General features: G+C 51.4%; 10 protein-coding genes, 2 tRNA genes and 1 other RNA gene. 6 read left to right on the top strand and 7 right to left on the bottom strand.

Annotation, left to right across the window (positions count from 1 at the left end; genetic code table 11):
- Window positions 1–86: 86 nt before the first annotated feature.
- From HY774_09770 to tadA, 5 genes are all read right to left on the bottom strand, one after another.
- Window positions 87–1,958: a Ppx/GppA family phosphatase gene (locus HY774_09770; GenBank protein MBI4748765.1), complete on the bottom strand. Its 1,872-nt coding sequence runs from the start codon at window positions 1,956–1,958 to the stop codon at window positions 87–89.
- Between the two features lie 336 nt (window positions 1,959–2,294).
- Window positions 2,295–2,732, bottom strand: an RNA gene (gene rnpB, locus HY774_09765) — RNase P RNA component class A.
- Window positions 2,733–2,776: 44 nt separating this feature from the next.
- Window positions 2,777–2,863: transfer RNA gene (locus HY774_09760), tRNA-Ser, on the bottom strand.
- Between the two features lie 126 nt (window positions 2,864–2,989).
- Window positions 2,990–3,079, bottom strand: a tRNA-Ser gene (locus HY774_09755).
- Complete coding sequence (gene tadA, locus HY774_09750) at window positions 3,058–3,726, bottom strand: tRNA adenosine(34) deaminase TadA (GenBank protein ID MBI4748764.1); 669 nt, start codon at window positions 3,724–3,726, stop codon at window positions 3,058–3,060. The genes HY774_09755 and tadA overlap by 22 nt, the downstream gene beginning before the upstream one ends.
- Between tadA and HY774_09745 the strand changes: the two genes are divergently transcribed.
- Window positions 3,718–5,127, top strand: coding sequence for an HD domain-containing protein (locus tag HY774_09745; protein MBI4748763.1), 1,410 nt, complete (start codon window positions 3,718–3,720; stop codon window positions 5,125–5,127). The genes tadA and HY774_09745 overlap by 9 nt on opposite strands.
- A 36-nt stretch (window positions 5,128–5,163) precedes the next feature.
- Here HY774_09745 and HY774_09740 read toward each other — a convergent pair whose 3' ends face one another.
- Window positions 5,164–6,105, bottom strand: coding sequence for an ADP-ribosylglycohydrolase family protein (locus HY774_09740; protein ID MBI4748762.1), 942 nt, complete (start codon window positions 6,103–6,105; stop codon window positions 5,164–5,166).
- 413 nt (window positions 6,106–6,518) lie between these two features.
- Between HY774_09740 and HY774_09735 the strand changes: the two genes are divergently transcribed.
- The 4 genes from HY774_09735 to HY774_09720 all read left to right on the top strand — a co-directional run bounded on the left by HY774_09735 (window position 6,519) and on the right by HY774_09720 (window position 12,357).
- The gene (locus HY774_09735) at window positions 6,519–8,462 is read left to right on the top strand and encodes an ATP-dependent DNA helicase (GenBank protein ID MBI4748761.1); all 1,944 of its coding nucleotides are present in this window, start codon (window positions 6,519–6,521) and stop codon (window positions 8,460–8,462) included.
- Window positions 8,463–8,842: 380 nt separating this feature from the next.
- Complete coding sequence (locus tag HY774_09730; GenBank protein ID MBI4748760.1) at window positions 8,843–10,096, top strand: SpoIID/LytB domain-containing protein; 1,254 nt, start codon at window positions 8,843–8,845, stop codon at window positions 10,094–10,096.
- A gap of 195 nt (window positions 10,097–10,291) precedes the next feature.
- On the top strand, window positions 10,292–11,713 hold the full coding sequence (locus HY774_09725) for a Glu/Leu/Phe/Val dehydrogenase (protein ID MBI4748759.1): 1,422 nt from the start codon (window positions 10,292–10,294) through the stop codon (window positions 11,711–11,713).
- 194 nt (window positions 11,714–11,907) lie between these two features.
- Window positions 11,908–12,357 (top strand): GatB/YqeY domain-containing protein, encoded by a 450-nt coding sequence (locus tag HY774_09720; protein MBI4748758.1) that lies wholly within the window; start codon window positions 11,908–11,910, stop codon window positions 12,355–12,357.
- Window positions 12,358–12,486: 129 nt separating this feature from the next.
- Here the strand turns inward: HY774_09720 and HY774_09715 are convergent, their stop codons facing one another.
- Window positions 12,487–12,684, bottom strand: coding sequence for a hypothetical protein (locus HY774_09715; GenBank protein MBI4748757.1), 198 nt, complete (start codon window positions 12,682–12,684; stop codon window positions 12,487–12,489).
- A 47-nt stretch (window positions 12,685–12,731) separates the two neighbouring features.
- Here HY774_09715 and HY774_09710 point away from each other — a divergent pair, with 47 nt between their 5' ends.
- Window positions 12,732–13,991 carry a hypothetical protein gene (locus tag HY774_09710; GenBank protein MBI4748756.1) on the top strand — a complete coding sequence of 420 codons (1,260 nt, stop codon included), beginning with the start codon at window positions 12,732–12,734 and terminating at the stop codon, window positions 13,989–13,991.
- The last annotated feature ends 404 nt before the right edge of the window (window positions 13,992–14,395 follow it).

Here is a 14,395-nt window from a genome sequence, read left to right as displayed (position 1 = left end):
AGTAAGTATAGTAGTAAGCACTTGCCGGCATCGGTCATCCAGAAAAATTTCAAAAGTCAAAAAAATCCCGTTTCAACGCAAAAACCTCAAATTCGAATTGCCATTTTTTGAACTTCGTTGGCCAGTGTCTTTTCCTGTGGTCCTCGAACTTTGAGTGAAACATCAAAGACTGATTCAAACATCGAGGCATTGCGTTCGGCACACCAGGTTTCGATGTCGCAGGTGGTTGAGGCCAGCGCATCAATTTGAAGCTTTTTCCCCTGAATTTTTACCTTTACATCTGAGACCACCCCCAAATGTCGGCGATCAAGCCCATCGGCAATTCTCAGGATGGCTGAAAGCTTGCGGACCACTTCGCGCTGAAATGGCGTCAGAGCCATAAATTCAAGGTGTTTGGACTTCGGGGTTGATCCACGGTGATAACGTGCGATGTTGGCCAGTATAGCGACTTCGTGGCTATGAAATCCTGGGAGTTCGGCATGCCGAATCAGGTACATGGCGTGTTTATGGTGGCTGTTGTGAGCAATGTGATAGCCGATGTCGTGTAAGATCGCCGCATATTCAAGCCATTCCCGTTCGATATAGCCCAGTTTGTGCAACGATTGGGTCTCGTCAAAGAGTCGCCGGGCCAGGAAGGCGGTATGGTGTGAGTGGCGTTCTTCGAATTCATACCGTCTGGCGACCGAAAGAACGCTCCGGGCGCGTACACTGTCCTGGTTTTGGAGCCGAAACAGGGAGAGCTGCGCTGATGTTGTGTCACGCTGGGATTGGGCTTCGAGGACATGCGGCTCATTTTCACGCAGGGAATTGAGGATGATCCCTTCCCTGAGCGACCAGTCACAGGTTGTGAGTTCTTTCGCCCCAAGTTCTTTCAGGATTGTTTCCAGCAAAATTCCACCGGCAATAATGATGTCAGCTCGACGGCTATCAAGGCCGGGCATTCGGTGACGTTCTTTGAGGGTTGTTTTTTGAAGTTGTTTATTGACGATGTCCAACCCGGCCAGCGTTAAATTGAGGCTAAAAGGTGTGTAATCCGCTGACCGATCTTCAATGCGGTCAGATTGGGTTTGAGCTGCCGCACTGGCGAGAGCCAAAATGGTGCCGGATGTCCCGATCACAAACGAATACCCGCCAGCCTGTTTGATTTCACGAACGGTTCGCGCCAGACTGCTGCGAATATGCGTGATTGTGGCCTGAATGGCTTCGCGGGTCGGAGGTCCTGATTTGGCGGCGGCAAAAAATTGTTCCTGAAGCCGAACCGCCCCCAGTTTCACCGACAATAACAGTTCCGGCTCTTTGCCTCGTGTCAGAATGAACTCGGTGCTCCCGCCGCCAATATCAATGATCAATCCCCGTTTTTGATGGAAATCAGTCACTTCACTGACAGCCAGTGAAATCAAGCGGGCTTCTTCGACTCCAGGAATGATTTCAATCTCAAGGCCGGTTTCCTTTTTGACCCGGTTGAGAAAGTCTTCGCGGTTCCAGGCTTCGCGGACGGCGCTGGTAGCCGTGACCAGAATCGGATGCGCCTGATGGGCATTGGCCAGTTCGGCAAATCGTTGAAGGACTCTGATTGCTGTATTCATCCGCCGGGTTGAAAGATGATGAGTTTGGAGCGTACCGGCTGCCAATCGGACCATTTCCTTTTCCCGATCAATAATATGCAGGTGCTGACCTGGGCGAATTTCAGCAATGATCAGGTGGATTGAGTTCGAGCCGATATCAATGGCCGCGATCCGGCGATTGACAGGAGATGACGTTGATTCGATCACAAATGCCTCTTCGAGTTCAGGGGTCAGGGTGAAGACTTCGGGCTGAAGAATATCGGGCTGAAGACTTCGGGCTGAAGACTTCGGGCTGAAGATTTCGGGCTGAAGACTTCGGGCTGAAGATTTCGGGCTGAAGATTTCGGGCTGAAGACTTCGGGCTGAAGATTTCGGGCTCAGGGCTGAAGTCATTGGGCTTGGGGCTGAAGGCTTCGGGCTTAGGGCTGAAGAAGTCCGGTTTGAGAAAGTATCACACCCAACTTCTTCAGCCCAGTGTCTTCAGCCCTGGTTTAGGGCTTGGGGCTTAGGGCTGAAGACTCGCAAGCTCGGGGCGGAAGAAAACGGGTTCAAAACCCTGAGCCCGAAATCTTCAGCCCTGGTTTTAGGGCTCGGGGCTTAGGGCTGAAGACTCGCAAGCTCGGGGCGGAAGAAAACGGGTTCAAAACCCTGAGCCCGAAGTCTTCAGCCCGAAATCTTCAGCCCCAAAAGAAAATCCCCTGCCGGTTTTGCAACCGGGCAGGGGATTTTGATTGGTACAGGTCTATAAGCCGAATTCTGTGGTCACCAGGAAAAGGTGACTGGTGATCATTCATCTAGGCCGGCAATTACTCGACGGCTCAAGCGACTTACCCGGAAGCTGTGTCCACACAGTGTTCCAAAGAACACCGGCGAAACTCGGACGGGCAACCCTCAAACGCTTCCCTATTTAGTCTTGCACTGCGAGGAGTTTACCTAGCCAGATCTGTTACCAGACCTGCTGGTGGGCCTTTACCCCACCGTTTCACCATCGCCCACCATGCCTCCCGAGGGAGGGGTAGGTTTCGGGCTGTCTGTTTTCTGTTGCACTTGTCGTCACCGGCTGGCTGACGCCAACCAATGCCTGGCCGTTAGCCAGCTCGCTGCCCTACAGTGTTCGGACTTTCCTCCCTCCATCTTGCGACGGACGGCGATCACCCAACCTGTACCAAAAGTGTGAGAGCCAGGAAAGCTCACTGGCTTCCTGGCTCAGACGGAGGAGGTGGGATTCGAACCCACGGTACCGTTTCCAGTACACAGCATTTCCAATGCTGCACCTTCAGCCACTCGGTCACCCCTCCAGGGGAATTAAGAATTAAGAATTAAGAATTAAGAATTAAGAATTTCTAAAGGTTGAAAACCTATAGTTTGCCTCGATTTTTGGCATCAGGGTTTTTTAATTCTTAATTCTTAATTCTTCATTTGTCTGGCGGTGAGGGTGGGATTCGAACCCACGGTACGGTTTCCCGTACTTCGGTTTTCGAGACCGACCGATTCAACCACTCTCGCACCTCACCAAAGTTCGTTCAGCTTGTTTGGTCTGCCGTTTGGTTCGAAAAAATGCCTGCAAGACCTGACTGCATTCATCCCCCAACATGCCGCTGGTGATTTCCAACCGATGGTTGAGAAATGCGGTCGAGCAAATTCCAAAATGCGAATCCACCGCCCCAGCCTTCAGGTCACTGGCGCCATAAACCAGTCGTTTGACTCGTGCCTGGATGAGCGCTCCGGCGCACATGGCACAGGGTTCAAGCGTGACATAGAGCGTAGTGTCGAGCAACCGATGGTTCCCAAGCACCTGCGCTGCTGTTCGGAGTGTAACGATTTCGGCATGCGCCGTTGGGTCTTGATCACGCAACGTGCGGTTGCCGCTCCGGGCAATAAGCTGATTGTCAAATACAAGAACTGCACCAACCGGGACTTCGTCTTGTTCGGCACTTGCCTGGGCTTCTTGCAAAGCAACTTCCATCCAGAAAGCGTCAGATGGGGTTTCAATCATAATGAAATGAATTGTGACCGTGATTGCTTGTGGGAAAAAATCGCGTGAAGTGTGTGTTTCGTTCCCAAAGCCTTGAAAAAAAGACGAACGGCTATGGTACAAGTCAATCGTGAAAACTGTCAAGACAGCAATTTTTGGAAGGACTTGAAGACGAACATGATCCATTCCTGGGTTTTGGATTTTTGCCGCACGATTCAACAGCACAACGGTCGAGCTTTTCTGGTTGGCGGGTATGTGCGCGATCAACTGTTTGAGCGCGAATCAAAAGACTATGACCTCGAAGTGTATGGCATTCCTGGAGATAGCCTGCGGTCATTGCTCAAAAAAATGGGCCGGGTCAACACCGTCGGCGAACAGTTCACCGTCTATAAATTTCGTCCGCTGGTTGATCCAGAAACTGAAATTGATGTGAGTTTGCCGCGACGGGAATCAAAAACCGGTGTCGGCCATCGGGGGTTCACCATCGAAGGCGACCCGTTTATGAGTTTTCACGAGGCGACCCGCCGTCGTGATTTTACGATCAACGCTTTGATGCTTGACCCGTTAACGGGCGAAATCATTGATCCACAACATGGACAACAGGATATCAAACAGCGGTATTTGCGAGTGGTTGATCCGGAGACATTTGTTGAAGACTCACTCCGGGTGTTGCGCGGTGCCCAATTTGCTGCTCGATTTGAACTGGCAATTGATCCAGACACCGTTGCTTTGTGCCGCTCGATTTCACTCACTGATCTGCCGCACGAGCGAATTTGGGGGGAATTTGAAAAACTCTTGCTGAAATCGCGTCGGCCTTCGATTGGGATGGCCGCCCTGAATGAACTCGGAGTGGTTGATCAACTTTTTCCTGAGTTAGCGGCCTTGCGTGGATGTCAGCAGGAACCGGAATTTCACCCGGAAGGTGATGTCTGGATTCACACGCTGATGTGTCTTGATCAGGCAGCCCAGCTTATTGACGATCTGCCGAAAGAAAAGCAGATCACGGTGATGCTGGGAGTCCTGGCGCACGATTTTGGCAAGCCTTCCACCACAGAAATTATTGATGGGCGAATCCGATCTTTTGGTCACGATGACGCTGGCGTTCCACTCACCGAAACGTTTCTGGACCGACTGGGTGTATTCACGATTCACCACTACCCGGTTCGCGAACAGGTCAAAGCTCTGGTGCGTGAGCATTTACGGCCCGGTCAATTTTTCCTGGCACAGCCACCGACTTCAGATGGCGCCTTTCGCCGTCTCGTTCGTCGGGTTGACCCGGATTTGCTCTATCGGGTGGCAAAAGCTGACTCACTCGGGCGGCTGCCCCCGGTCAACACCGCGCACATGCAGGAATGGTTTCGGGAAAAAATTCAGCAGTTGGATTTGGAGCAGGGAGCGCCGCCACCTTTTTTGCTTGGACGCCACGTGTTGAGCCTGGGCATCAAACCCGGTCCAAGAGTGGGGCAGGTGGTGAGTGCGGTGTATGAGCAGCAACTGGAGGGAACGATTCACTCACTTGAGGAGGCACTGGTTGCTGCAAAGCACATTCTGAAGTCTTTGGAGTGCGGTGGCTTGACGCCGCTTTGAGAAAAAAGCAACGTCAAGTGGGCCGCACTCCGACGGCTATCCATTGAGGGCGTGTTCATACAGTCGGTTGGCCAGGACTTCAACCCGGACTTTGCCTTCAAGCTGGAACAGCCAGGCTTCCGGAAGGACCAGTCGGCCAAATTTGGCACCCAGCAAGCCACCAGCCACCGCGGCGTTCAAATCAGTTTGCCCACCCAGGTTGATGACCATTTCCAGACCTTCGAGAAATGACGGGGCATTTTTGAGCGTCCAGACCGCGACGGCAACCACACTGGTGGCCAGTCCTGACGTATCCAGATCGGCTTCAGTTCCTTCAGCGCCTTTTTTCACTGCCCCACGAACCTCAGCATTTTTGTCCGCCAGGAAGGTGTCGAGCGAGCTGAGCGCCTGTTTGTCATTTTGCGCCAGACGGGTGATCAGATAATTGATGGCCACGGCGGAATGGGTTGCTCGATCATCCCAGTGTGTCAACCGGGAGACTTCAATCGTGTCAGCGACCAGCTTTTCAATGTTGCGCGCCCGATAGAGTCCAACGGGGATTGTTCGAGGCAGATTACCGCCATCTGGCGGGTTGAAATCCGAATCAAGTGATGCTCCCTCAGAGGCTTCTTCCCATCGCTCACCTTCATTGAGCCGGGACAGTACATGAGCGGTCAGTGGTGTCAGCGTTTGGGGATGGGTTCGGTAGAACCCTTTCAAGCAGCGCACCATGTCGGATGTCTTGATGGATCGCTGGGTACAAATGCTTTCCAGGGTGAGCATCATCAAATTGCAGTCATCAATGTCGGTTCCGCCAGCCAGCTTCCAGGGAAGTTGTGGGCTAATGACCGGATCGTGGCCATGGGCACTGGCTTCAGCCGCACGTACCGGAAGCGACCGTTGGGTTTGAATTTCCTCTTTGGTGAGACCTTTGGCTGGTGCTCCGAGGGCATCGCCGAGAGCTACCCCCAAAAGACACCCTTGAAACCGTTCTTTCATGCATCCTCCAAAAAACTGTGTGGTATTCAGGTACAAGTCAGTAGTCAGTAGTCAGTAGTCAGTAGTCAGTAGTCAGTAGTCAGTAGTCAGTAGCCGAGTGTTGGGAACTGAGAATTTGTGTCAAGTGTATTTGGTTCTATTTGATCTATTTATGAACAAGTCTTCCCAGGAAATCATCAAACTAAAGTACTTGGGTTTGGTCTACTGACTACTGACTCATCAACTACTGACGAAAAACTGGTATTGCTTGATTCGGGCTAGATGGTGTGTGAAGAGAAACACTTGTATCACGCATTTTTGGTGATTGTCTATCCCAGGCGGTTAAGACACAGTGGTTTGTGGATTTGTGAATAAGGTACAATCGCGACCATCTTCATTTTTGTCTTTTCTTTTTTCCTGTACTTGAGGAGCTCATGGAATCAATTTTTGGCCCGAAAGGGCTTTTGGCTCGTCACCATCCGAACTTTGAATATCGCTCAAATCAGATTGAAATGGCGGAAGCGGTTCATGATGCGTTGCAGCGCGGGGGGCATTTGTGCGTCGAAGCCGGAACTGGAACCGGAAAAACCCTGGCGTATTTGATCCCGGCACTGGCACTGGGCAAGCGGGTAATTATTTCAACGGCGACGAAAAGCCTTCAGGAGCAGCTCTACCAAAAAGACGTTCCATTTTTGGAAAAGGCGTTGGGTCGCAAGCTCCGGGTCGCTTATTTGAAAGGACGGAGTAATTACCTCTGCTTACGTCGGATCAAACAATCTGACACGGCACTGACTTTTGCCGGAGTTGAAGATGTGACGTATTTTGATACGGTTCGGCGCTGGTCAGGGAAGACAGAAACCGGTGACCGGGCGGAACTGGTTGATTTACCTGAAAATCTGGCGTTTTGGCACGACATTGATGCCCGAAGCGAAATTTGTTTAGGTTCAAAGTGCCCTGACTTTGAAAAATGTTTTGTCACCCTTGCCCGGCAACGCGCTGAAGACGCCGACGTGGTGATTGTCAACCATCACCTGTTTTTTGCTGATTTGTCGGCTCGCAACAACGACTATGGCGCGGTGCTGCCTGACTACACGATTGTCATTTTTGACGAAGCCCACGAAATTGAAGACATTGCGGCTGAATATTTTGGCATTCAGGTCAGCAACTACCGCATGCAGGAACTGGTTCAGGACATTTTGCGGGTGCCGATTCCTCAAGATGACGTTGTGACTGATGTCATGCGGTGCGGTGCGCGGATCACCGAGCAAGCGGATATGTTTTGGGGTGGGTTTTTCCGCAAATATGGAACTGGCGATGGACGATTTACACTGGAAATGACCCATTTTGCCCGCCGGAATGAAGAAGGCAAGTTTGAAATGACGCCTGCTGGTGAGCAATACCTGATGCTCGATAACCTGCTGGCCAAATTGCGCGAACTCCTGAAAAAAGTGAATGAGCCACCACCGGAGATTGAACGCTTGGTGCGCCGGATTGACGCCCTGCGGTTTGACCTGGAGTTTGTCGTCACGAGTAATGATCCAACCTTTGTCTACTGGATCGAGCGACGCGGACGCGGGTGTTTTATCCAGGCCACACCGATCAATCTTTCGGAACTCCTTTCAGATCGTCTTTTTACCCAAATGGAATCCGTGGTTTTGACCTCAGCCACACTGACCTCATCTGGAAAATTTGACTTTATTCGTTCCCGCCTGGGTATTGAGTCATGCGCTGAACTGATCATTGATTCACACTTTGACTATCGCACACAGTCAATTTTGTACCTTCCGAAGATCATGCCTGATCCGCGTTCCCCGCAGTTTACATCGGCAGCGGTTGAGGAAATCGTCAAGCTGCTCAACATCAGCCGGGGGCGGGCCTTTGTGCTTTCGACCAGCGCGGCTCACATGCGCGATTTGTATCAGCGGGTATCGGCCCAGGTTGAGTTTCCGTGTTTTGTGCAGGGGCGTGGTTCAAAAGCCGGATTGCTGGAAAAATTTCGCACGACGAAAGGCGCGGTGCTTTTTGCCACGGCCAGTTTCTGGCAGGGAATTGATGTTCAGGGCGAAGCGCTCTCGTGTGTGATCGTGGATAAATTGCCGTTCCCAGTGCCAACTGATCCAGTCGTCTCAGCTCGCCATCGGTTTTTGGAAGAGCAAGGGCAGGATCCCTTCCAGCAATACACCGTTCCGCAAGCCATCATCACGCTCAAGCAGGGGCTTGGCCGCCTGATTCGGAGTTCACAGGATAAAGGTGTGCTGGCAATTCTGGACCCGCGGTTGCGGACGAAGTTCTATGGACGCACGTTCTTAGAGAGTTTGCCGCCATCGCCAGTCACCAATGATCTGCGGCGGGTTGAGCAATTGTTTCAGCGGCAATAGGATAGGGTTCCGGGTTCCGGGTTCCGGGTTCCGGGTTCCGGGTTCCGGGTTCCGGGTTCCGGGTTCCGGGTTCCGGGTTTTCGAATGTTGATCTTTCGTTGTAAGTACCTTACCGAAAATTTCCAGACATTTTGAACCACGAAACACACGAACTACACGAAAAAAATCAAACACTTACCAAATCCAGTATCTCAGAAAACTTATGACAAGGTACGTATTTGGTTTTTCCCTCATCCTGAACTCAAGTCTTATTCCAATTTGGAATGAAATCCCTTCGTTAAAAAACAGTCAAGTAATTCAATAAAATAAACTTAGTGAACTACTGACTACTGACTACTGACTACAAACTGGTGTTAACAGGAATCTGAGGCGTTCAAAGAATGCTGATGCGTTGTTTTATTCAGGTGATGGGTTTGATCTTCTGGTTGGTGCTGACTGGTATCCTGTTTTGTCAGGCACAGGATTCCAAACCATCTGCTAAAGTCCCGGAAACAATTCGAATTGGGCTCTTTACACTGTTTCAACCGCGAACACTCTCGATCAAACCAATTCTCTCTCCGGCTGAGATACTCGCTGGTGAAGTCCACCGCCAGCTTCAGCCTGGAAAGACCTATCGCGTTCGACTGGTAAAAGGACAACCGGCATTGTTTGAAGGGCAGATCAAAATTCTGGAAGGAAAAAGCCTTGAGCTTGTAACCGCTGAACCTGCCACCGCTGCCCAGTCGGCGGTTGAACTTGAACTGACGGCTCAGCAGAGCACTCGACGTGTCACCGGAAAAATTTTGATTCAAGTCAGGGAAAATGCTCTGCAGGTCATTTTGACCCAATCTCTTGAAGATGCGGTGGCTGTGGTGACTGCCTCAGAGATGAAAGGGGTCGGGTTGAGTGAAGCGCTCAAGTGTCAGGCCATTGTGGTGCGAAGTTTTTTGATGACACATCTTGGACGCCACCAAAGATTGGGGTACGATGTGTGCGATTCAACCCATTGCCAGTTGTACTTTGGTACGCGATTTGACCAATCTTATCCGCCGCGCCTGATCGAATCTGCCCGTCAAGCCACACACGCCACACACGCCACGGTGCTCTGGGAAGCCGAGCATCCAGTCACAGCCTATTACACTGCTTGCTGTGGTGGACATACCACCGTTTCATCAGTCGTCTGGCCATTGAATGATGAAATTGAGTCCACAAATGATGTGCCGAAAGTCATTTGCAATTGGTGTCGCGGGGCTCAGTTTTACCGATGGCAACGCCGCATTGCGGTGCATCGGCTGTTGGGCGCAATGACATCAATATGGAGAGCGAAGCCATTGGATAAAGTGGGGTTGCAGATTTCAAATCGCACTCCGGATGGGATTGTAACTCACCTCACCCTCGCTGACGGTCAGCGAACGGTTGAGGTTGCCAATGGTGAGTTTCGCAGTCTGATTGGTCGAAAACTCGGGTGGAACCTGATATTGAGCAATGTCTATCAACTGACTCGACGCGGCGATTTTTATGAATTTACAGGTCATGGATTTGGGCATCAGGTTGGGCTGTGTGTCGCCGGAACCGTGGCGCAAGCCAAAGCGGGCCGGTCGTATCAGGAAATCCTGCGGTTTTATTTTCCGCAAGCCACCTTGGTGACAAGGTGACAAGGTAACAACATGACAAGGTGACAAAATGATAGGGTGTTTTTTCTACTCGCCTTTCAAGGATTGACTACTCGCTACTCGCTACTCACTACTCGCTTTATTTCGCTACTCACTACTCGCTCTCTTTCGCTATTGAATACTTTTATTCCCTCGCAATTGCGATCAACCTACGTTTTATCACAGGAGGATTCCCCCTTGAGTACCAACGGAAAAGAACTCAGCTTTTTTGAGAACGTGTGCTCTTATTTTGATCAGGCAGCCTCGTTCACCCAACACCCCAAATCCTTACTGGATCAGATAAGAACCTGTAACAGTGTGTATTCCTTTGAGTTTCCGATTCGATCACAGAATGACATCAAAGTGATTACTGCCTGGCGTGTGGAACACAGTCACCACAAATTGCCAGTGAAGGGTGGTATTCGCTATTCGGAACATGCCAACGAGGACGAAGTCAAAGCCCTGGCTGCCCTGATGACTTATAAATGTGCTGTGGCCAACGTGCCGTTTGGCGGTGCCAAGGGCGCCATCCAAATCAATCCCAAGCAATTTTCAGCCGCTGAACTTGAGCAGATCACCCGTCGCTACACGGCGGAACTGATCAAGAAGAATTTCATTGGTCCTGGAATTGACGTGCCAGCCCCGGACTACGGGACCGGCGCCCGGGAAATGGCCTGGATTGCCGACACGTACGCGGCATTCCACCCTGGTCTCATTGACGCCCATGCCTGTGTCACCGGCAAATCCATTTCCCAGGGAGGCATCCGGGGGCGATTTGAAGCCACCGGGCGCGGCGTGTTTTATTCCCTGCGTGAAGCCTGTGCCCATAAAGACGACATGGAAGCCCTGGGATTGACTCCGGGGATTGAAGGGAAGCGGGTTGTGGTGCAGGGACTTGGCAACGTGGGGTATCATTCGGCCAAATTCTGCCAGGAAGGCGGGGCCGTTCTGGTTGGGCTGGCTGAATATGAAGGCGCAATTCACAATCCGGCAGGGTTTGATCTGGAAGCCGTCGTCAAACATCGTCGTGAAACCGGGTCAATTTTGAACTTTTCAGGAGCGACCAATCTGGCCACGCCTCACGAAGCACTCGAACTCGACTGCGATATTTTGATTCCGGCTGCCCTTGAAAACCAGATTACAGAGGCAACTGCACCGCGCATTAAAGCCAAAATCATTGCCGAAGGCGCCAACGGACCAACCACGGCAGCGGCTGAGGCCATTTTGTACAGCCGTGGAGCTTTGATCATTCCAGATATCTACTGCAACGCAGGCGGTGTGGTGGTGTCCTACTTCGAATGGTTGAAAAATCTGTCGCACGTTCGATTTGGAAAAATGGACAAGCGGTTTGATCAAATGGTGTTTGGAAACATCCTGACAACGATTGAACGCACCACCGGCAAATCATTGTCTGATGCCGAAAAAACCGCGATTGCCCACGGCGCCGATGAAATCGAACTCGTCAACTCTGGCCTGGAAGAAATCATGGCGATTGCCTATGACGAAATTCATACCATCTGGAAATCACGGGCTGGAGTCAGTACATTGCGATCCGCGGCATTTATCAGCGCCATTGATAAGATTGCCATTTCCTATGCCGAACTGGGGATTTTCCCCTAAGACATCGGGCTGAAAAAACCAGGGCTGAGGGCTTGGGGCTTGGGGCTTGGGGCTGAAGACTCGCAAGCTCGGGGCTGAAGAAAATGGGTTCCATACCCTGAGCCCGATGTCTTCAGCCCTCAGCCCCAAGCCCTGGATTTCTCAGCCCCAAGCCCAATGTCTTCAGCCCCACTTTTCAGAAAAGGTACTTTCCAATGTCACTCAGAGATCAAATCCTTGCAGATATCACCGTGGCGATGAAGGCTCGCGATCAGGCACGGCTCGACACGTTACGGATGGTGAAAACATCAATTCAACGTCAGGAAATCGAAGATCAAAAACCGATGGATGATCCAGCCATGATGAGTTTGCTCAACAAGCTGGTCAAACAACGGCGCGAAGCGGCTGATGCCTTTCTCAAAGGAAATCGTCAGGAGTTAGCCGATAAAGAACTGGCTGAAGCTGCTATCATCGAAGCCTATTTGCCTCAACCAGTTGATGAAGCCACGCTGGTACAGGCGGTTGAAAGCGTGATTGCTGAAACTGGAGCTTCGTCAGCGAAAGAAATTGGACTGGTGATGAAACAAGTCATGGCAAAGCTGGCAGGTCAGAATGTGGATGGAAAAGCCGTCAATAGGATGGTTCGCAGCAAGCTTGGTGGGTAAGAGCTGGAGATTTTCATCCAGGGAGTGAAACTTTTTGAACTCTAAACTCAGGCTTATGCCGTTGAGAGTTGGGCTTAAGAAGTGGAAAAAGGCAATTTTTCATTGCTTTTTGCTCAAAAATTGACCAAGCTAGGGCAGATTGTGTTCCAACATCCAGCATTCTTCCTCTCCTTTGTTCAACACGACTGATTTTTCAGCAATTACATCACCCATCAATTTTGGATTCCTTGTCCAATCGTGCATGGGTGGTGTTGGTTTTACTGAATTTTCCACGCCGTACATCGGACGGACTTGTGCCTGGAGTTGCACTTTCGCCAGGGAAACCATAGTTTTTGTAGTCTTCGATCACAAAGAAGCCAGGAGTTTCTGAAACAATGTCAAATCTTGGGTTATGGATAAGTCTCGTCATTGTTGTTGTTGCTGTTATTGGCGCTTTCATTTTCATCTTTAAGCCATCCAAAGAGAGTTCGTCTGGATTAGGCATTGAGCAACCTTCAGACAATTTAATTTCCGACCAGGCCAGAGCGCAAGACGAGGCCCGCCGTGTCGAAGACGCTCGTCGAGCTGAGGAACAGGCTCGTGCGGCTGAGGAATCGCGCCGCAAAGCCGATGAGGCACGCCGGGCTGAGGAAGCCCGCAAGGCTGAGGAAGCTCGCAAAGCCGATGAGGTACGCCGGGCTGAGGAAGCCCGCAAGGCTGAGGAGGCACGCCGGGCTGAGGAGGCACGCCGGGCTGAGGAAGCCCGCAAAGCCGAGGAAGCTCGTCGCCGGGCTGAGGAAGAAGCACGCCGAGCTGAGGAAGCTCGCAAGGCTGAAGAAGCTCGCCGCAAAGCCGAAGAAGCTCGCAAAGCTGAAGAAGCCCGTAAAGCCGAGGAAGCTCGTCGCAAAGCTGAAGAGGAAACTCGTCGCAAGGCAGCCGAAGATGAAGCCCGCCGCAAAGCCGCTGAGGATGAAGCCCGTCGCAGGGCCGAAGAGGACGCTCGCCGGAGAGCTGAAGAAGCCCGTCGCGCTGAAGAGGCACGCAAGGCTGAAGAGGCACGCCGAGCCGAGGAAGCTCGCCGTGCTGCCGAAGCAGCCAAAAAAGCTCAGGAAGTTCAGGCCAGACCTCCCGTTTTTGAATTACCGCCAGAAGAGCCGCCCAAGCCAAAAGCACCCGAACCGGAGCAGGTTTTCTTTGTACCGCCGGGTGGTCCAGCCCCAGAACCAATTCACCCCCCAAAACCTCAGCCGCCGCCAATTGCTGCGCAGGGCACCATTCCGTTGACTTCATTTACCCCGCCTGCTGGGTACCAGTCAGCCGCACCGCCGGTATCGAGCACGGCACCGGGTGTCTTTAAGTATGACCCGGCGAAATACAAAGGCTCGGAAGCGGATCATAAAACCGCCCAGCGTGTGGCCCGAACGATTGTGAGCGACATCAAAATCTACAATGAAAAGAAGGTTGTTGAAGGCCGCAAGGCAAAGAACCTGTATGACCTTCTCAAGAAAGAGTTTGATCACGGTCTCAAGACCTATGAGGACCGGATTGGCGAAGTTGTCCGCGCGGAATCAACCTACTTGTACGACACGATTGTTGACAAACTGTGTGACGGCGATCCGTCGTGTCTTGGTCCAAATTTCCCGAAGAATTATTAGCCCTGATTGATTTTTGGCGATTTGAAAAGGTTCAGGCTGGGATTTCCTGGTGCTGAGCCTTTTTCTTTTCGTCAGAAGGCAAATCCAAAACCTTAAAAAGATCAGTTTGTAGTCAGTCGCCAGTAGTTGATGAGTCAGTAGTCAGTAGACCAAACCCGGATCGTTGAATCCGTGGAATTCTTGAAAAGAATTGTTCCTAACTGACTCAAATAGAACAAAATACACTTGACACGAATTCCCAAATCCCAACACTCGACTACTGACTACTGACTACTGACTACTGACTACTGACTACTGACTACTGACTACTGACTACTGACTACTGACTACTGACTACTGACTACTGACGACTGACGACTGACGACTGACGACTGACGACTGACGACTGACGACTGACGACTGAC

Source organism: Acidobacteriota bacterium, assembly GCA_016208495.1.
Taxonomy (GTDB): domain Bacteria; phylum Acidobacteriota; class Blastocatellia; order Chloracidobacteriales; family Chloracidobacteriaceae; genus JACQXX01.
Note: the sequence above shows the minus strand (reverse complement) of the source record. Positions and strands in the feature narration are given on the sequence as shown.

Bases quoted from the DNA above. Each gene is read 5' to 3' on its own strand.
- HY774_09770 (MBI4748765.1), bottom strand. From the start codon at position 1,958: ATGACTTCAGCCCTGAGCCCGAAATCTTCAGCCCGAAGTCTTCAGCCC.
- HY774_09745 (MBI4748763.1), top strand. From the start codon at position 3,718: ATGATCCATTCCTGGGTTTTGGATTTTTGCCGCACGATTCAACAGCAC.
- tadA (MBI4748764.1), bottom strand. From the start codon at position 3,726: ATGGATCATGTTCGTCTTCAAGTCCTTCCAAAAATTGCTGTCTTGACA.
- HY774_09740 (MBI4748762.1), bottom strand. From the start codon at position 6,105: ATGAAAGAACGGTTTCAAGGGTGTCTTTTGGGGGTAGCTCTCGGCGAT.
- HY774_09735 (MBI4748761.1), top strand. From the start codon at position 6,519: ATGGAATCAATTTTTGGCCCGAAAGGGCTTTTGGCTCGTCACCATCCG.
- HY774_09730 (MBI4748760.1), top strand. From the start codon at position 8,843: ATGCTGATGCGTTGTTTTATTCAGGTGATGGGTTTGATCTTCTGGTTG.
- HY774_09720 (MBI4748758.1), top strand. From the start codon at position 11,908: ATGTCACTCAGAGATCAAATCCTTGCAGATATCACCGTGGCGATGAAG.
- HY774_09715 (MBI4748757.1), bottom strand. From the start codon at position 12,684: ATGGTTTCCCTGGCGAAAGTGCAACTCCAGGCACAAGTCCGTCCGATG.
- HY774_09710 (MBI4748756.1), top strand. From the start codon at position 12,732: ATGTCAAATCTTGGGTTATGGATAAGTCTCGTCATTGTTGTTGTTGCT.